At 59.8% G+C, this 19,162-nt stretch carries 16 protein-coding genes; 12 read left to right on the forward strand and 4 right to left on the reverse strand.

What is annotated here, in order from left to right; translation table 11 throughout:
- Positions 1–16 precede the first annotated feature (16 nt).
- The 12 genes from BLR20_RS16395 to BLR20_RS16450 all read left to right on the forward strand — a co-directional run bounded on the left by BLR20_RS16395 (position 17) and on the right by BLR20_RS16450 (position 12,380).
- Positions 17–1,015 (forward strand): D-cysteine desulfhydrase, encoded by a 999-nt coding sequence (locus BLR20_RS16395; RefSeq protein WP_010429774.1) that lies wholly within the window; start codon positions 17–19, stop codon positions 1,013–1,015.
- A gap of 220 nt (positions 1,016–1,235) precedes the next feature.
- The gene (gene tcyJ / locus BLR20_RS16400; RefSeq protein ID WP_054994446.1) at positions 1,236–2,033 is read left to right on the forward strand and encodes a cystine ABC transporter substrate-binding protein; all 798 of its coding nucleotides are present in this window, start codon (positions 1,236–1,238) and stop codon (positions 2,031–2,033) included.
- Positions 2,030–2,698 (forward strand): cystine ABC transporter permease, encoded by a 669-nt coding sequence (gene tcyL / locus BLR20_RS16405; RefSeq protein ID WP_003341471.1) that lies wholly within the window; start codon positions 2,030–2,032, stop codon positions 2,696–2,698. Before tcyJ ends, tcyL begins: the two co-directional genes overlap by 4 nt.
- Before the next feature lie 3 nt (positions 2,699–2,701).
- Positions 2,702–3,445: an L-cystine ABC transporter ATP-binding protein TcyN gene (gene tcyN, locus BLR20_RS16410; RefSeq protein WP_010429768.1), complete on the forward strand. Its 744-nt coding sequence runs from the start codon at positions 2,702–2,704 to the stop codon at positions 3,443–3,445.
- Between the two features lie 597 nt (positions 3,446–4,042).
- Positions 4,043–4,771 carry a hypothetical protein gene (locus BLR20_RS16415; RefSeq protein ID WP_010429766.1) on the forward strand — a complete coding sequence of 243 codons (729 nt, stop codon included), beginning with the start codon at positions 4,043–4,045 and terminating at the stop codon, positions 4,769–4,771.
- Positions 4,772–5,298: 527 nt separating this feature from the next.
- Positions 5,299–6,471: an SfnB family sulfur acquisition oxidoreductase gene (locus BLR20_RS16420; protein WP_025990893.1), complete on the forward strand. Its 1,173-nt coding sequence runs from the start codon at positions 5,299–5,301 to the stop codon at positions 6,469–6,471.
- 26 nt (positions 6,472–6,497) lie between these two features.
- Positions 6,498–7,703, forward strand: coding sequence for an SfnB family sulfur acquisition oxidoreductase (locus BLR20_RS16425; protein ID WP_054994445.1), 1,206 nt, complete (start codon positions 6,498–6,500; stop codon positions 7,701–7,703).
- Positions 7,703–9,058, forward strand: coding sequence for an LLM class flavin-dependent oxidoreductase (locus BLR20_RS16430; RefSeq protein ID WP_054994444.1), 1,356 nt, complete (start codon positions 7,703–7,705; stop codon positions 9,056–9,058). Before BLR20_RS16425 ends, BLR20_RS16430 begins: the two co-directional genes overlap by 1 nt.
- Before the next feature lie 92 nt (positions 9,059–9,150).
- Positions 9,151–9,939, forward strand: coding sequence for a MetQ/NlpA family ABC transporter substrate-binding protein (locus BLR20_RS16435; RefSeq protein ID WP_032613599.1), 789 nt, complete (start codon positions 9,151–9,153; stop codon positions 9,937–9,939).
- The gene (locus BLR20_RS16440) at positions 9,936–11,066 is read left to right on the forward strand and encodes a methionine ABC transporter ATP-binding protein (protein WP_054994443.1); all 1,131 of its coding nucleotides are present in this window, start codon (positions 9,936–9,938) and stop codon (positions 11,064–11,066) included. The genes BLR20_RS16435 and BLR20_RS16440 overlap by 4 nt, the downstream gene beginning before the upstream one ends.
- Positions 11,056–11,700 carry a methionine ABC transporter permease gene (locus BLR20_RS16445; protein ID WP_010429748.1) on the forward strand — a complete coding sequence of 215 codons (645 nt, stop codon included), beginning with the start codon at positions 11,056–11,058 and terminating at the stop codon, positions 11,698–11,700. Before BLR20_RS16440 ends, BLR20_RS16445 begins: the two co-directional genes overlap by 11 nt.
- Before the next feature lie 56 nt (positions 11,701–11,756).
- Entirely contained in the window at positions 11,757–12,380 is a 624-nt protein-coding gene (locus tag BLR20_RS16450; RefSeq protein WP_054994442.1) for a class I SAM-dependent methyltransferase, read from the forward strand.
- Positions 12,381–12,423: 43 nt separating this feature from the next.
- On the opposite strand, the gene BLR20_RS16455 is transcribed toward BLR20_RS16450, so the two are convergent.
- The 4 genes from BLR20_RS16455 to BLR20_RS16470 form a co-directional block, all read right to left on the reverse strand.
- Positions 12,424–15,525: an efflux RND transporter permease subunit gene (locus tag BLR20_RS16455; RefSeq protein WP_054994441.1), complete on the reverse strand. Its 3,102-nt coding sequence runs from the start codon at positions 15,523–15,525 to the stop codon at positions 12,424–12,426.
- Positions 15,522–16,607 (reverse strand): efflux RND transporter periplasmic adaptor subunit, encoded by a 1,086-nt coding sequence (locus BLR20_RS16460; RefSeq protein ID WP_054994440.1) that lies wholly within the window; start codon positions 16,605–16,607, stop codon positions 15,522–15,524. The genes BLR20_RS16455 and BLR20_RS16460 overlap by 4 nt, the downstream gene beginning before the upstream one ends.
- Complete coding sequence (locus BLR20_RS16465) at positions 16,604–17,722, reverse strand: efflux RND transporter periplasmic adaptor subunit (protein WP_054994439.1); 1,119 nt, start codon at positions 17,720–17,722, stop codon at positions 16,604–16,606. The genes BLR20_RS16460 and BLR20_RS16465 overlap by 4 nt, the downstream gene beginning before the upstream one ends.
- 446 nt (positions 17,723–18,168) lie before the next feature.
- Entirely contained in the window at positions 18,169–19,116 is a 948-nt protein-coding gene (locus tag BLR20_RS16470) for an RHS repeat-associated core domain-containing protein (protein WP_054994438.1), read from the reverse strand.
- Positions 19,117–19,162: the final 46 nt, after the last annotated feature.

Below are 19,162 nucleotides of genomic sequence, written 5' to 3' on the forward strand. Positions count from 1 at the left end.
CGGCTTATCGACCACCATGATCAAAAATCAGCTTGCCCGCTTCAATCGCCTGGACCTGATCAGCGCGCCAACGGCTCTGGAAAAGCTCGAGCGCCTGTCGATCTGGGCAGATCGTGATATCTACATCAAGCGGGATGACACCACAACGCTGGCGCTGGGCGGCAATAAAGTGCGCAAACTCGAGTACCTGGCCGCCGATGCGCTGGCCCAGGGTGCCGACACACTGATCACCGCCGGTGCCATTCAGTCCAACCATGTCCGCCAGACCGCTGCATTGGCCGCGCGCCTGGGCCTTGGCTGTGTGGCGCTGCTGGAAAACCCTATCGGCACCGAAGACCCCAGTTACCTGAAAAACGGCAATCGCCTGCTGCTGGAGCTGTTCGATGCCAAGGTAGAGCTGGTGGAAAACCTCGACAACGCCGACGAGCAACTCCAGGCCTTGGCTGCGCGCCTGAGTTCCAGCGGCAAAAAGCCTTATCTGGTCCCCATCGGTGGCTCAAGCCCGGTGGGTGCGCTGGGCTATGTGCGCGCCGGGCTGGAACTGGCCGAGCAGATCAAGCAGACCGGTATCGATTTTGCGGCCGTCGTTCTGGCCTCCGGCAGTGCCGGCACGCACAGCGGTCTGGCGTTGGCACTGGCTCACGAACTGCCGCAATTGCCGGTCATCGGCGTGACCGTATCGCGCAGTGAAGAAGCACAGCTGCCCAAGGTGCAGGGCCTGGCCGAGCGCACCGCAGAGTTGCTCGGCGTTGCGCTGCCTGACCACTTCAAGGTCGAACTGTGGGATGAGTATTTCGCCCCACGGTACGGCGAACCGAACGCCGGCACGCTGTCAGCGATCAAGCTGGTGGCCAGCCACGAAGGGCTGTTGCTCGACCCAGTCTATACCGGCAAGGCCATGTCCGGTCTGCTCGATGGCATCGGCCGTCAGCGCTTCAACGACGGCCCGCTGATATTTCTGCACACCGGCGGTGCGCCGGCGCTGTTTGCCTATCCGGATGCGTTTGACCAGTGACGTTTCAGCCGACGGGTCCTTTATGCTTTTGTAGAGGAAAAATAACTTTTTTTGTTATTTTTCCTCATAAGCAGATGGCTATATAGTCGCGCCCGGCAGACCACAACGCTTAACCTCACACCTGACGTAACTGCCTGAAAAAAAGCTGAATAATCAGCACGAAGTTGCTTGAGTCGGGTCAGAAAATGGCCAGACACTTTCATACCAACAAGGGGCTCGCATGAACATTTCCGCTATTCGTCGTACGTTTCTTTTCTCGGCAATGGGCTTGATGCTCAGTGCCGGTATCGCCGGGCAAGCCATGGCTGGCGAGCAACTGCAGAAAATCAAGGACAGCGGTACGCTCAATGTCGGCCTGGAAGGCACTTACCCACCGTTCAGCTTTGTGGATGAGAGCGGCAAGCTCACCGGCTTCGAAGTCGAGTTTTCCGAAGCGCTGGCCAAGGAGCTGGGTGTGAAGGCCAAGATCCAGCCTTCGAAGTGGGACGGCATCCTGGCCGCTCTGGACTCCAAGCGTCTGGACGTGGTGATCAACCAGGTGACCATCTCCGACGAGCGCAAGAAGAAGTACGACTTCTCTGAACCCTACACCGTCTCCGGTATTCAGGCGCTGGTTCTGAAGAAGAACGAAGACGCGATCAAGACGGCCAAAGACCTGACCGGCAAGAAGGTTGGCGTGGGCCTGGGCACCAACTACGAGGAATGGCTCAAGGCGAACGTTCCGGGCGCGATCGTCAAAACCTATGACGATGACCCGAGCAAGATCCAGGACCTGAGCGTAGGTCGTATCGATGCGATCCTCGTTGACCGCCTGGCCGCTCTGGAAATGGCTGCCAAGACGAAAAACAAACTCGTCCCTGCAGGCGACGCATTCTCCCGCCAGGAGTCGGGCATTGCCCTGCGTAAAGGCGAGCCTGAATTGCTGGCGGCCATCGACAAGGCAATCGATAAAATGCGTGCCGACGGTACGCTGAAGAAATTGTCGGAAAAGTACTTCAACGCTGATGTCACCAAATGATTGAAGAGAGCCTTCAGCTCGCGCTGGACTCCGCGCCCTTCCTGCTCAAGGGCGCGTACTACACCGTCTTCCTCAGTATTGGCGGGATGTTTTTCGGTTTGCTGCTGGGCTTCGGCCTGGCATTGATGCGCCTCTCGCGCATCAAACCGGTGAACTGGATAGCACGCATCTACGTGTCGTTCTTTCGCGGCACGCCCTTGCTGGTGCAGCTGTTCGTGATCTATTACGGCCTGCCGGAGCTGGGTATCCAGCTCGAACCGCTGAGCGCTGCGCTGATCGGTTTTTCCCTGAACATGGCCGCCTATGCCTGCGAAATCCTGCGCGCGGCCATCAGTTCCGTGGAGCGCGGCCAGTGGGAGGCGGCGGCCAGCATCGGCATGACCCGCTGGCAGACCATGCGTCGGGCGATCCTCCCGCAGGCAGCGCGCACCGCATTGCCGCCACTGGGTAACAGCTTCATCTCGCTGGTCAAGGATACGGCGCTGGCGGCTACCATTCAGGTGCCGGAGCTGTTCCGCCAGGCGCAGTTGATCACCGCACGCACCTTCGAAATTTTCACCATGTACCTGGCCGCTGCACTGATCTACTGGATCCTTGCCACGGCGCTCTCGCACCTGCAAAACAAGCTGGAAGCCAGGGTCAACCGGCACGATCTGGAGACCTGACACATGATAGTGGTTGAAAAACTCACCAAGGCATTCAAGGGCAATGAGGTGCTCAAGGGCATCGATCTGCGTATCGAAGCCGGGGAAGTCGTGGCCATCATCGGGCCCAGTGGCTCGGGCAAGACCACCCTGCTGCGCTGCCTGAATCTGCTTGAAACGCCTGACAGCGGCAGGATCAGGGTCGGTGACATCGAGATCGATGGCACCCGCTCCATGAACCAGCAACAGGGGTTGATCCGCCAGTTGCGTCAGCAGGTCGGGTTCGTGTTTCAGAACTTCAATCTGTTTCCGCATCGCACCGCACTGGAAAATGTTATCGAAGGCCCGGTGGTGGTCAAGAAGGTTGCCCGGGAAGCCGCCGAGGCGCTGGGCAGAAAGCTGCTCGCCAAGGTCGGCCTGAGTGGCAAGGAAGACGCTTACCCGCGACGCCTTTCCGGCGGGCAGCAACAGCGTGTGGCGATTGCACGGGCGCTGGCGATGGAGCCACAGGTGATCCTGTTCGACGAGCCGACCTCGGCACTGGATCCGGAGCTGGTCGGCGAGGTGCTGACGACCATCCGGGCTCTGGCTGAAGAGAACCGCACCATGGTCATTGTCACTCACGAGATGAGCTTTGCCCGGGACGTTGCCAATCGGGTGATCTTCATCGACAAGGGCGTGATCGTGGAGCAAGGCGAAGCCAAGGCGCTGTTCGCCAACCCGAAGGAAGAACGTACCAGACAGTTTCTTGAGCGCACTCGCTCCTGATCAGGCCGTACAGCGTCAATCATGAGCAGCGCCCGTTCAGCGGCGCTGTTTTTTTCTTACATTTCAGGAGAGATTAATCGTTTCAGGGTCGATTAATCGTTCCATATCCTTGCTGAATTCCCGCGTAATTCCTCGAAAAATCATCGAAATAATAAACTTGGCCTACATCTGTCGCGCTGCCTGATAGGTAGCCGAATGCCTCCGCTATGCGCCCGTCCCGTCAGACATTTCCTTCGCTGCGCTTGCCTGTCGGTTATGGCCCATTGCAATGGGCAATTTGGAGTAGGACAGTTGTTTAGTGGGGGGTCAACGGTTCCAAACATTCAGCGTAGGAAGCATCTGGTTTTCAAGTAAACAATCATTAAACGCAAACCGCATATTGACAAGTGATCGCAAAGCCCATTAGCTCACCTATATCAATCAATTAGTGAAGCGCCAAAAATTTCAAGTGCGCATTTCATACCATTTGTAATGTTTGCCATAACTTGGATATTTAAGGTACTTATCCCGTTGCCTGAACTGCACATTTTATTACGTCTACATGACAACTTATGACGATCCTTTACGTGAACTATTGATTCTCAGGAGCACACGAACATGAGTCAAACCACTTGCAAAGCCAGCCCCATGAGCTTGCCAACCCCTTCTGTGCCGCTGTCCAGCCGCCACGGCATAGGCGTGAGAAGCGCCTCTCAACTCGCCGTTCATGTCGCCCCCTACGAGCGTATGGAAGAGGGCGACCTGATCGAACTGTTTTGGGACGGCTGTTACGTCGCGTCAACAATTTTGAAGGCATCCGACGTAGGCAACACCGTTGTCTTACGTGTGCCGGAGAGCTTTCTGCAGAATGGCAAGGCAAGAACCTACTACCGGGTCATGAAGATAGGCGGCATGCCCGTGACCTCGCCCTGCCGCAAGCTGTGGGTCAAGCTGGACGCACCGGGCGGGCAACTGGTCAGCGCCAGCACTGAAGAAAACCAGGGCCTGGCGCCGCTCCATGTGGTGCCGTCGGTCATACAACACGGTCTCTCGCGCAGGCACTTGGAGGGAGGTTTGCCGATGACCATCGAACCTTATCTGAACATGGCTGTTCACGACGAAATCACCGTGCGCTGGGGCGATTTGCGCATGGACCTGCCGCCGCTTACTGCAGACGATGTGGGTGAGCCGGTCGACCTGGTCGTACCGCCTGCGCTGATACGCGAAGGCGGCGACGAACAACAACTGGAAGTGAGTTACTGCGTGATTGACCGGGTAGGCAACAACTCGCTCTGGGCACCGCCCAGAATATTAAGAATCCAGACGAAGGTATTGAATGATCAGTGACAGAAAGTTGAACAACCCGCAGTACTCAACCCTATCGCTTAATAGCTCGTGCCCTGTGAATAACCTGAAAGACAAAGTGTTATTCACCCAGCCTCAATGAGGCTATTAAACAGTGGTCGGGAGTGCCAGAAAGTGCAACATCATTCAAACGTGTGCACCGGTCTTATTCCTACCGGGTTGTGCAGGAGATCTGACGTCTCGCGTTGTATAGAGTGAGAACATTAACCAGCATTGGCGACCGACCATAACTGTCTATGCTTATTCCAAAAATCACGTTTTAAAAAATTTTATACAAGCTTAGGGTATATGAACCGGACCACCGGACATCGTGATGTTTTCCAGCCGCACCTGATGCGGCCTACTGCTACGAGGTTCCGATGGTCCCTTTCACAACTACCCCTGTGGATAAAGCCAGGGTCGTATCGATTGACGGTGAGCGACGCGAGTCTGATCCGGCGACACTGGCGACCCACCGTGTCGAGGCCCCACAAGAGCCTGACACCGCCCCCCGCCTGCTAACGGCTGTCGTGTTGCAAAACGACACGCAAGCCATTGCGGCCGCCCACGATCTGGCAGCGGCGGCACGGCTCAACGCCGCCGGTCGCGACAGGCAACGCGCCTTGCCGTGGGCTGAAATCGAACAGTTCACCCGCAGCGGACTGGGCAGTATTTCCATCCCGCGCGCGTACGGCGGCCCGCAAGTGTCGTTCGTCACGGTAGCCGAAGTCTTCAGGATCATTTCCGCTGCCGACCCGGCACTGGGACAAATTCCGCAGAACCAGTTCGGCATTCTGCACCTGCTGCAGAGCAGTGCCACCGAGCAGCAGAAGAAAACGTTGTTCCGCAGCGTGCTGGATGGCTGGCGCATCGGCAACGCCGGACCCGAGCGTGGCACCAAAAACACACTGGAACTCAAGGCTCGGATCACCGCCCATGGCGACCGCCTGACCATCACCGGGCAGAAGTTCTACTCCACCGGCGCGTTGTTCGCGCATTGGGTCGCTGTCAAGGCGCTGGATGATCAGGGCCGGCAGATCATGGCCTTCGTCAAACGTGGCACACCGGGCCTGCGCATCGTTGATGACTGGTCGGGCTTTGGCCAGCGCACCACCGCCAGCGGCACGGTACTGCTCGACAACGTGCCGGTGGACGCCGCGCTGGTGGTCGATAACTGGCGCCTGTCACTGACGCCGAACATTCAGGGCGCGGTTTCGCAACTGATCCAGGCCGCGATCGACGCAGGCATTGCACGCGGCGCCATTGACGATGCGATTGCCTTTGTCCGCGAGAAATCCCGTCCGTGGATCGATGCCAACGTCGAGCGCGCCAGCGATGACCTTTACGTGATCGCCGACATCGGCAAACTGAAACTCGAACTGCACGCGGCAGAAGCGCTGTTGCGCAAGGCGGGCCAGGAGCTCGACGAAATCAGCGCTGCGCCTATCGATGAGCACTCGGCAGCACGCGCCTCCATCGCGGTCGCGCGGGCCAAGGTACTGACCACCGAAATCTCGCTGCTGGCCAGCGAGAAGCTGTTCGAACTGGCTGGTAGCCGCGCGACGTTGGCCGAGTTCAATCTCGACCGCCACTGGCGCAACGCGCGCGTCCACACCCTGCATGACCCGGTGCGCTGGAAATACCACGCGGTCGGCACCTGGCATTTGAACGGCACCCTGCCTGCTCGCCATTCCTGGATCTGAACCAGACCACTGGAGAACACCCCTTCATGAGTTCCAATCCAAAAGCGCGCGAAAACGCAGCGCTGATCACCCATGACGCTCAGGCCCTGCAAACAGCCCGCGAGCTGGCCCTGCACTTCAAGACCGACAGCGCGCACCGCGACCGCGAGCGCCGTTTGCCGCATGCCGAACTCGACCTGTTCAGCCAGTCCGGCCTGTGGGGCATCAGTGTTCCGCAAGCCTTCGGCGGCGCGGGTGTTTCCAATGTCACGCTGGCCAAGGTGATCCAGCTGATTTCCGCAGCTGATGGCTCGCTGGGCCAGATTCCACAAAACCATTTTTACGCCCTGGAAGTGCTGCGTGTGAACGGCAGTCCGCAACAACAGGCGCGCTTGTACGCCGAGGCACTCGCGGGCGTTCGGTTCGGCAATGCACTGGCCGAACTGGGGACCAGAACCGCACATGACCGCACCACTCGCCTGAGCCGCGACGGGGACGGCTATCGCATCAACGGCCGCAAGTTCTACGCCACCGGCGCGCTGTATGCGCAACGTATTCCCACCTCGGTCATTGACGACGAGGGTGTGCAGCAACTGGTGTTCGTGCCGCACGACAGCGAGGGGCTGAGCGTCATCGACGACTGGAGCGGTTTCGGGCAGCGCACCACGGGCAGCGGCTCGGTGGTGTTCGACAATGTGTATGTCAGCGCCAGCGATGTCGTGCCGTTCCAGAGCGCTTTCCAGCGCCCCACCACGGTCGGGCCGCTGGCGCAGATTCTCCATGCAGCCATCGACACCGGCATTGCCCGCGCGGCCTTCGAGGACGCCTTGACGTTCGTGCAAACGCGCACCCGGCCATGGATCGATTCGGGTATCGAGAAGGCCGTGGATGACCCGTTGACGCTGCACAGCTTCGGCAAGCTGGGTATTCGCCTGCATGCCGCCGAAGCACTGCTCGAGCGCGCCGGTGAGTTTCTGGATGTCGCTCAGGCCGACAGCAATGCAGAGACCGTCGCCGCCGCCTCGATAGCCGTGGCAGAAGCGCGCGCGATCAGCACGGAGATTTCTCTGGCAGCCGGCAGCACGCTGTTCGAACTGGCGGGCAGTCAAGCAACGCTGGCTGAACATGGCCTGGATCGCCACTGGCGCAATGCGCGCGTGCACACGCTGCACGACCCGGTTCGCTGGAAGTTTCACGCCATCGGCAATTACTACCTCAACGACACCCATCCTCCCCTGCGGGGAACGATCTGATGGCGCGTAAAAAGATCCTCCTCAATGCGTTCAACATGAACTGCATCGGCCACATCAACCATGGTCTGTGGACACATCCACGGGACACCTCGACGCAATTCAACAGCTTGGAATACTGGACTGAGCTGGCGAAGCTGCTGGAGCGCGGGCTGTTCGACGGCCTGTTCATCGCCGACATCGTGGGCGTGTATGACGTCTATCAGAACTCGGTGGACGTCACCCTCAAGGAGGCGATCCAGTTGCCGGTCAACGACCCGCTGCTGCTGGTCTCGGCCATGGCCGGGGTCACCAGACACCTGGGCTTCGGCCTGACCGCCAACCTGACCTACGACGCGCCCTATCTGTTCGCCCGGCGCATGTCGACGCTGGATCACCTGAGTCGCGGGCGGGTGGGCTGGAACATCGTCACCGGCTACCTCGACAGCGCAGCACGAGCCATGGGCCTGAGCGAACAGAACGAACATGACCGCCGCTACGATCAGGCCGACGAGTACCTAGAGGTGCTGTACAAGCTCTGGGAAGGCAGTTGGGAAGATGATGCCGTGATCAACGACCGCGAGCAGCGCGTTTATGCCCAGCCGGGCAAGGTCCATAAAGTCCGGCACAAGGGCGAGTTCTATCAGGTCGAGGGGTATCACCTCTGCGAACCGTCGCCGCAACGCACGCCGGTATTGTTTCAGGCTGGCAGCTCGGAGCGCGGTCTGCAGTTTGCCGGACAGAACGCCGAGTGCGTATTCATCAGCGGGCAGAACAAGGCAGCGACCCGCGAGCAGGTCGACAAGGTGCGCGCCAGTGCCGTGCAGGCCGGGCGCAACCCGGACGACATCAAGGTGTTCATGGGCCTGAACGTGATTGTCGCGGCCACTGAAGCACTGGCTCGGGAGAAACACGCCGAATACCGCCGCCATGCCAGCGCCGAAGCCGGCGTGGCACACTTCGCAGCGTCTACGGGCATCGATTTTTCTCAGTACGAACTGGACGAACCCATTCAGTACGTGAAAAACAACGCCATTCAATCGGCGACCAGAAACCTGAAAAACAACGACTGGACGCGCCAGAAACTGCTCGACCAGCACGCCTTGGGCGGCCGCTACATCACCTTGATCGGCTCGCCCGAACAGGTCGCCGACGCACTGGAGTCGTGGATCGAGGAAACCGGCCTGGACGGCTTCAACCTGACGCGCATCGTCACGCCTGAGAGTTACGCGGACTTCATCGACCTGGTGATTCCCGAGCTGCAACGCCGCGGGTCATACAAGACCGCTTACGAAGACGGCACCTTGCGCAAAAAGCTGTTCCCGGAGGGTACGGATCGTTTGCCGGAGCGGCATCCGGGGGCTGCTTTCAGAGCCTGACGCTCAGGCACCGCAGAATCAAGAGCGGACGCAGAGCGTCCAGAACGGCATTACCACGCAGAGCGTGGGAACGAGAATCAAAGGACCGCATCATGAGCAAAACCCTCGCTGCACTGGCCCTCGGCCTGTTGACCCTGACCGCTTACGCCGACGATAACCCCCTGAAAGTCGGCACCACGGCAGCCTTCGCCATACCGCTGGAAGCCGCTGTCGAAGAAGCCGGCAAGCAGGGCCTTAAGGTCGAGCTGATCGAGTTCACCGACTGGATCGCGCCCAATGTCAGCCTCGCTGCTGGCGATATCGACGTGAACTACTTTCAGCACATCCCCTTCCTGACCAATGCCAACGAAGCCGCCGGTTTCGGGCTGGTGCCTTACGCGCCAGGCATCATCAACAACGTCGGACTGTACTCGAAAAAGTACAAAAGCTTCGATGAGCTGCCGAGCGGAGCCACTGTGGCCATCGCCAATGACCCGATCAACAGCGGACGCGGCCTGCAACTGCTGGCCAAGGCCGGGCTGATCACCCTCAAGGAAGGTGTGGGCTACAAGGCCACCGAGGAAGACATCACGGCCAACCCGAAAAAACTCAAGCTCATTCAGGTCGAAGCCGTGCAATTGGTGCGGGCCTACGACGATGCCGATCTGGTACAGGGCTACCCCGCTTACATCCGTCTGGCCAAGACCTTTCCCGCCGACTCGGCGATCCTGTTCGACGGCCTGGACCACCCGGAATACGTGATTCAGTTCGTGATCAAGCCTGATCACAAGGATGACCCGCGCCTGGCGAAATTCGTCGATATCTACCAGCATTCGCCGGTCGTCCGCGCCTCACTGGACAAGGTCAACGGCAAGCTTTACCAGGCCGGGTGGAAAGAATGACCGCAACCGCGCAACGCCAACTGCCACTCGACACAGCGGTCGCAGGCCAACGGGCGCAACAGGCCGAGTTGCACCCGGAGCTGAATCGCGCTCATGTGCGCTTCATCAACCTGGGCAAGACCTATCACGGCAAGCAAGGCCCGGTGGAGGCGCTGGGCAATATTGATCTGGCCGTACAGCGCGGCGAGATCTTCGGCATCATCGGCCGCAGCGGCGCAGGCAAATCCTCGTTGATCCGCACCATCAACCGCCTGGAACAACCCAGCAGCGGTCGCGTGTTGATCGATCAGGTGGACATCGGCGAGTTCGACGAAGACCAGCTGGTGGAGCTGCGCCGACGCATCGGCATGATCTTCCAGCATTTCAACCTGATGTCGGCCAAGACCGTCTGGCAGAACGTCGAACTGCCGCTCAAGGTCGCCGGCGTGCCCAAGGAGCAACGCGCGCGCAAGGTCGCACAGCTGCTGGAGCTGGTGGGTTTGCAGGACAAGCACAAGGCCTATCCCGCGCAGCTGTCCGGCGGGCAGAAACAGCGTGTCGGCATCGCCCGCGCGCTGGTGCACGATCCAGCGATTCTGCTGTGCGACGAAGCCACTTCGGCGCTGGACCCGGAAACCACTCAGTCGATCCTCGGCCTGCTGCGCGAGATCAACCAGCGCCTGGGCCTGACCATCGTGCTGATCACCCATGAAATGGCGGTTATCCGAGATGTCTGCCACCGCGTCGTGGTGCTGGAACAGGGGCGAATCGTCGAGCAGGGGCCGGTATGGCAAGTGTTTGGCGACCCGCAGCACGACGTCAGCAAAACCTTGCTGGCGCCGCTGCAAACCGGGCTGCCGAACGAATGGGCCGAACGCCTGAGCGATCAGCCGCAACGACCCGATGCGGCGCTGCTGCTGGACGTGCATTTTACCGGTGTCAGTGACGAAGGGCCGGACCTGGCCGCGCTGTTCGCCGCGTTGGGCGGCCGTGTGCAATTGCTGCAGGGTGGGGTCGAGCGGATTCAGGAGCGAGCCATCGGGCATCTCATTCTGTCGGTTGCCGGCTCGCCGTACAGTCGGGACGAGCTGCTGGTACGCGCTCGCACACTGGCGCCACGCGCGGAGGTATTGGGTTATGTGGGTTGATCGCTTGCTGCAAGGCACCCTCGACACGTTTCTGATGGTCGGTGTGTCGTCATTGATCGCACTGCTGCTGGGCATCCCGCTGGCAGTGATTCTGGTGACCAGTTCCAAAGGCGGCATCTACGAAGCAGCGGGGATCAACCGGGTGCTGGGCGGCTTCGTGAACCTGTTTCGCTCGATTCCGTTTCTGATCCTGATGGTCGCGCTGATTCCATTCACCCGGATGATCGTCGGCACCACCTATGGCGTATGGGCAGCCGTCGTACCGCTGACCATCGCCGCCACACCGTTTTTTGCGCGGATCGCCGAAGTCAGTCTACGAGAGGTCGATCACGGTCTGGTCGAGGCCGCGCAAGCGATGGGCTGTCGTCGCTGGCACATCATCTGGCATGTGCTGCTGCCGGAAGCGCGCCCCGGTATCGTCGGCGGCTTCACCATCACCTTGGTGACCATGATCAACTCATCGGCCATGGCCGGTGCTATCGGAGCAGGCGGGTTGGGCGATATTGCCTATCGCTATGGCTATCAGCGCTTCGACACACAGGTGATGTTGACGGTGATCGTCTTGCTGGTAGCGGTCGTAGCGCTGGTGCAACTGGGCGGCGACCGATTGGCACGCAGCTTCGACAGGCGCTGAGCAGCCGCAACGCTGCGAGGGTATATTGGCGGTCTTCCCTTACCGGACCGCCCTTGATGAAACTCGATCCACAGACTCTTGCGCAGATCACTTCCGCGACCCTCGGCAATTACAACAGCGTGGCCGACGATTTCCGCGAAGGCACCCGCGACCACGACGTCAGCCAGAATATCGACGCCCTGCTGCGACATATCGAAGGACCGGCACCGTGGCAGATTCTCGACTTCGGCTGCGGGCCGGGCCGCGACCTGAAAACCTTTACCGCGATGGGCCATGTGGCGGTCGGGCTCGACGGCTCCGAGCGTTTTGCCGAGATGGCCTGCGCCGAGACCGGTTGCGAAGTGCTGCAGCAAAACTTTCTCGAACTCGACCTGCCGCAAGGCCGCTTCGATGGCGTCTTTGCCAACGCAGTGCTGTTCCACATCCCCAAACAGGAGCTGCCACGCGTCCTGCGCCAACTGCATGCCACGCTCAAACCGGGCGGCGTGCTGTTCAGTTCCAACCCGCGCGGTGAGAATCAGGAAGGCTGGAACGGCGAGCGTTACGGCGCATACCACGACCTGGAATCATGGCGTGAATTACTGACCGAAGCCGGCTTTGTCGAACTGGAGCACTACTATCGTCCCGCAGGATTGCCGAGAGAGCAGCAGCCGTGGCTGGCGAGTGTCTGGCGGCGCTAGAGCGTCGAGAAATGCATCCCCACGCAGAGCGTGGGGATGATCATCAATGCGCAGGCTGCGCGTTTTCATCCTCGTTCTTGTCTTCGGCTTCCTGACGCTGTTCGTCGGTCGGCTCCTTGATGCGGTACCAGGCCACGTATAGCGCTGGCAGGAACAGCAAGGTCAGCAGCGTGGCGATGATGATGCCGCCGATCATGGCGTAGGCCATCGGCCCCCAGAACACCTCACGGGCGATTGGAATCATGCCCAGGCTGGCCGCTGCCGCCGTCAACAAAATCGGACGACGGCGATGCTCGGTGGCTTCGACCACGGCATCCCACGGCAGGTAGCCGCTTTTTTCATAGGCATCGATCTGGGTCACCAGAATCACCGAGTTGCGGATGATGATGCCGATCAGTGCCAGCACCCCGAGAATCGCCACGAACCCCAACGGCGTCCCCGTCGGGATAAGCGCCAGCACCACTCCGATAAGCCCCAGAGGCGCGACACTGGCCACCAGGAACATCTTCTGAATGCTGTGCAACTGAATCATCAGGAACGTCGCCATGAGGAACAGCATCAGCGGCGCAACGCTGGCAATCGGCCCCTGCGCCTTGCTGCTTTCTTCGACCGTACCACCGGTTGCCACCTTGTAGCCGACCGGCAGACCCGCGGAAAACTTGTCGATTTCCGGTTGCAGCTGCTTGACCAGATCAGTCGGCTGAATCGCGTCGCGGACGGCGCCTTTCACTGTGATGGTCGGCTTGCGGTCGCGGCGCCACACCAATGGCTGCTCCAGCTCGTAACCGACAGTAGCGAACGCCAGCAGCGGGATCGACGTACCGGTCGGTGTCACAATTTGCAGGTTCTGCAGGGTTTCCGGTGTGCCGCGCTCGGCATCTTCGGCACGTCCGATCACATTGATCAGGTAGATATCATCGCGCACCTGGGTCACGGTAGAACCGCTGACCACGCTGTTCATCAGTTTGGCGACGTCTTCGGACGACAGGCCCAACTGCCGGGCCTTGTCCTGATTGATGTCGATGCGCAGGACCTTGCCCGGCTCGTTCCAGTCGTAGATCACCTCGCCCACATGCGGGTTGTGATCAAGCAGCGTTGCCAGTTCGATGGCGTGCTGACGCACCTTGTCGATGTTCTCGCCGCTGACGCGATACTGCAACGGACGCCCCACCGGCGGGCCCATTTCCAGTGCCTGCACATACGACCCGATGCCGACGAACTCGTCACGCAGGCGTTTTTGCAGACGGGCAGTCAACGCGCCACGTTCTTCCAGGCCTTTGCTGACAATGACCAGCTGGGCGTAGAACGGATTTTCCAGTTGCTGATCGAGTGGCAGGTAGAAACGCAGCGCGCCCTGGCCGATGTAGGTGCTCCAGCGCTCGATGTCCGGATCGTCCTTGAGGCTCGCTTCAAACCGATCCACCACCTTGCGCGTCTCGTTGATCGAGGCGTTCTGCGGCAGGTTCAGGTCGACCAGAATCTCCGGGCGGTCAGAAGACGGGAAGAACTGGTTCTGCACAAACTGCATGGAGAACAGCGACGCGGCGAACAACCCTACCGTGATGGCAATCGCCAGCCAGCGATGACGCATGGCCCAGAGCATGCTGCCGTTGAATGCCCTACCTATGCGGCCTGGCTCTTCGGATTTCGGTTTGATGTTGGCGCTCAGAATGTGCACGCCGATCACCGGCGCAAACAGAACGGCAACCACCCACGACACCAGCATCGCCACGGCAATCACGGCAAACAGCGTGAATGTGTACTCCCCCGCCGAGCTGTTATTCAGACCAATCGGCACAAAGCCGGCCACGGTCACCAGCGTACCGGTGAGCATCGGGAACGCTGTCGAGGTGTAGGCGTACGTCGCGGCCTGCTCCTTGGTTTCACCCATTTCCAGCCGTGTGACCATCATTTCCACGGTAATCATGGCGTCATCCACCAGCAGGCCGAGGGCAATGATCAGCGCGCCGAGGGAAATCCGCTGCATGGTGATGCCGCTGTATTCCATGAACACAAACACCATCGCCAGCACCAGCGGAATCGAACACGCGACCACTAACCCTGCGCGAAACCCGAGGCTGACGAAGCTGACCAACAGCACGATGATCACCGCCTCGAACAACGCGCTGGTGAAGCCACCCACGGCCTTGTTCACCACCTCGGCCTGATCCGACACCTTGTGCACGCCAATGCCGACTGGCAGCTCCGCCGTTGTAGCGTCCATACGCTCATGCAGCGCCTTGCCGAAGGACTGGATATTGCCGCCCTTCTGCATCGCGATGGCCAGGCCGATCGCCGGTTTGCCATCGAAGCGGAACAGCGGCTTGGGCGGATCGGTGTAGCCACGGGTGATGTCAGCAATGTCGCTCAGACGGTAAAAACGGTCATTGATGCGCAGATTGACTGCAGCCAGATCCTTCTCGGAAGCGAACTGCCCGGAGGTGCGTACCGAAATCCGCTCCGGCCCGGCTTCGATCACCCCGGCAGGTGTCACCGCGTTCTGCGATTGCAGGCTTTGCACCACCTGGCTCTGGTCGATGCCCAACGCAGCGAGTTTGCGTGTCGAGAAATTCAGGTACAGCACTTCGTCCTGCTGACCGATCATCTCGACCTTGCCCAGCCCGGGCACTTCGCGGATGTCGGCGCGGACCTTCTCGACATAGTCACGCAACTGACGCATCGAGAAACCGTCTGCGGTAAACGCGTAGATCGAGCCGTACACATCGCCGAACTCGTCGTTGAACGACGGGCCTTGCAGCCCCTGCGGAAACTGGCCACGGATGTCATCGACTTTCTTGCGCACCTGATACCAGATTTCCGGTATCGCCTTGGCACTGGTGGTGTCACGCAGGTATACGAAGACCGTGGACTCGCCTGGTCGGGTATAGCTCTTGACGTAGTCCAGTGAGTCCAGCTCTTCGAGCTTCTTCTCGATGCGGTCGGTGACCTGCTCCAGGGTCTCGTCCACCGTCGCGCCCGGCCAGCGGGTCTGGATAATCGTGGTCTTGATGGTGAAGGACGGGTCTTCCTCGCGCCCCAGCTTCATGTAGGAAAACACACCCATCAACAGCGCGACGAACATCAGGTACCAGACAAACGACTGATGCTTGATGGCCCACTCGGATAAATTGAAATTCCCTTTCATCGCGGGCTTTCCTCATCGACTTTGACTTTCTGGCCCGGCTTGAGGCTGTTGACGCCCGCGCTCACCACTTTTTCACCCGCTTTGACGCCATCGTTCAGCACGAAGGAATCGCGGTCACGGCTGGCAATAGTCACCGTTCTGGGGTTCACCGTCTGGCTTTGCGGGTCGACAATCCATATCTGGCGTTTGCCATCGACTTCCTGCAGGGCATTGATCGGCAGACGCATGCGCGGCGTGATGGTCGAGCTAAGCGTCACGCTGATGGCCGTGCCCAGGCGGAACGCCGCAGGTGTTTGCGCCAGCGACAGACGCGCACGACGAGTGCGTGTCGTGCGATCAGCCTGGGGTTCGATTTCGCGAATGGTGGCGGTGGTGTTCACTTCCGGATTCAGTTGACTGGCGACGGTGAATACCACGTCGGCAGGCAACTGGTCGGCCAGTGTATCGGGCAGGTCGATCACCGCTTCCTTGATGTCCGGCCGCGCCAGGGTCACGACTTCCTGACCGGCTGTCACCACCTGTCCGGCTTCGACCTTCCATTCGGTGACCACGGCGTCGTGATCACTGCGCAGCTCGCTGTAACTCAATTGATCGCGGGCCTGTTGAGCCGCGGCCTTGGCCTGTTCCTGCGACGAGCTGGCGGTCTTCAGATCGGTCAGGGCGATGTCCAGTTGCGCCTGGGCACCGACACCGCGATCGAACAGCTCCTGCTGGCGGCGAGCATTGGCCTGGGCGTTGATGAACTGCGCCTGAACATTGGCCAGGTCGCCCTGCCGGGCACGAACGGCGTTCTGCTGATCGGTCGGATCGAGGGTTGCGAGCAAATCGCCTTTCTTGACCTCAGCGCCTACGTCAACGTCGCGCCGGGCGATGCGACCCGCGACACGAAAGCCCAGCACACTCTGATAACGCGCCTGGATATTACCGGCGAAACGCCCGAAATCCTGATTCGACTCAGGCTTTGCTTCGACGAAGACGACGGGGCGCACCGGTTCCGGAGGTGTTTCATCCTTGCCACAGCCACTCAATAGAAAACCGCTCAACAGCAGGCCGCCCAGCGGCAGGCATGACATACGCTTCATGGCTGCACCTGTGCGTTCTGTTGTTTGGGCTGTTCGGCAATTTCGACCTGCATGTCCGGGTGTAACAACTGTCCGCCTGCCACCACGACTTTCTCTCCACTCTTGAGCCCGTCGCCAATGATGACTTTGGCGGTCAGGTAACGGGTGACGGTGACCTTGCGCAGATTGACCTTACCCTGCTCGTCCACCACCCACACGGCAGGCTTGCCCAACTGCTCGCCAAGGTCCTTGGTCAGCGCCGCCCATGGCAACTCGACACTGGCGTTGGCCGGTGCACTCAGCGCCACACTGACCACCGAGCCCAGGGCCATGCCTTCAGGCAGCGGGTCCAGAGTGATCTTGATCTGCAAGGTGCCGGTTTGCGCCGACACCGCCGGGGTCACTTCGCGCACCTTGCCGCTGACTTTGATAGTCGGGTTATCGAGCAGCGTGACCTGCACGGCCTGATCGGTCGGTGGCTTGACGAACAGGGACTCGTAAACATTGAACACGGCATCGCGATCGCCGTCGCGCGCCAGATCGAAAATCGGCATGGTGGCCTGCACCACTTGCCCGACCTCAGCCTGACGCGCGGTGATCACACCCGGTGCATCGGCGACCAGCGCGGTATAACCCAGTTGTTCACGGGCATTGGCCAATTGCGCCTGAGCCGCCTTCAACGAGCTTTCGCTGCCGCGCAACGCAGCCTGTGCAGAGTCATATTCGCTGCGACTGGTATAACCTTTGGGCAGCAGCTTTTGCTGACGGACAAACGCCGCGCGGGACTGGTTCACGCGGGCCTGTTCGGCAGCCACAGAGGCAGCAGCCGAGTCGACATTGATCTGCAGATCCTTGGGGTCGAGCCGGGCCAGCACCTGCCGCGCAGTCACCCGGTCACCCACATCCACATTGCGCTGAATGATCTTGCCATTGACCCGGAATGAAAGGCGGGTCTGCACGCGCGCCTGAACATCGCCGGTCAGGGCGACACTGGCAGCGAAGTCGGCACTTTTTACCGTTTGAACATAGACCCGAGGCAGCTCGGGCTCAGCCGGTTTTTCCTCGCCACAGCCCGCCAGCGCCGCCAGGGCAGCGGCCAGACCGAACGTAACCAGTCTTGAAATACGAACGGGCATGCAAACTCCTTGTGCGACTGCCGGGTGCGGGCGTGATCAGGGCGAGAGAATAGCGCGAGTATGCGACTGTATGCGAGAGGGAGGGTTCATTGAAACAGGGCAGAAAGCGGTTGCGCGGGAGAGGCGCACAGCACCTTTCTTTTGAAGATGGTCAGTTCAAACTCCGGCAAAGACATTGTCTTGAGCATCTCTGCCGAACGTGAAAGTAGTGTACATATCAAACCACCGATTCATGCCCCTCACGGATTGAATGCAAGAGCTCTTCAGGTATCGGTGGCATCCTGTCGACTTCAGACAACTAACGTTGGAAGGCGGGCTTTCTTAAATTCCGGTATTTTGGATAGCCCCGTCCAGGGATAACAGATGACTGCGTTTGTGCGACGTTTCGTTCTAATAGTAAGCACTCAGCTGAGTCAGGCTGGAGAAATCATGCACAGATAAACGTATCAGTACAAAATAGCTTCACCAACATTGTTTGGCTGACCACCCCCGACGGATGTTCTTCGAATGTCTATAGCGGCAGTAGCAACTTCACTGCTTGAACGCCTTTGCGTAACCCGCTTTATATTGGTCCCTGCATCCTCCCAACGCTTGATGCGCGGGCTGACTGTCCGAATGGCTAGCACTGGAACCAACATGCCTATTGCCGTCGCGAGCAAAACATCCGCAGCAGGGGCGTCCGGGTCGACCGCGTTGATTACCCGGCTTACCGTAAACACGCTGCTGGCTGCAAGCTGGTCGACTGCTGAGGCCGCTGTCAGTTTCGTTGATAACGGTGCACCGCCCTTGGCGACAGCCTTTATCGCAGGAATAGCCGTTTTTACACCCAGGACAGCACCGAACAAACCGAGCCCTATCCACACAAATGAAAGTATCTGACCCTCATCTACCTTATGCCCGGTCGGATCAGACCGATTAACCGGATCGCCCGCGCAGTACGTATATGCGTTCATACCGCCCTTGCCAAACGGACTCATACTGTCCGGGCTGTTGAAACGCATCAGTGCCGGGTTGTAGGCGCGATAACCGTTGCCCAACAAGTAGTGACCCGTAACAGGGTCAGGTTGCTCGCCATTGAATCCGGGCAGGTGATTGATTGAAGGTCGATGACCGTATGCCATATAGGCAATGGCAGCGCTTGATCCTGCCTGCACGGTGGCGAGCACACTATGTTGTTGGTCGGAGGCCATCAATGTCGCGCCGAGTGCGGATTGCCCGGCAAGCAGTTGGCGGTCGTGACCCAGGAAGCGCCAGTGTTCGGCGCCCTGAAGCTCGCTGACCCAGCGGTCTGACTGGTAGAACGTACGTGCGATTGCCTCGGACAGCGGCGTGCGCATTGCGAGCCGATCCAGGGCGTCGTAGCTGTAGCGGCATAAAACTCTTTTCTGAGGCATGACAGGCCACCCGGATTGTGATCCTTGTTAGCGAGATACGCGTTTT

Source organism: Pseudomonas congelans (assembly GCF_900103225.1).
In the GTDB taxonomy this organism is placed as follows: domain Bacteria; phylum Pseudomonadota; class Gammaproteobacteria; order Pseudomonadales; family Pseudomonadaceae; genus Aquipseudomonas; species Aquipseudomonas congelans.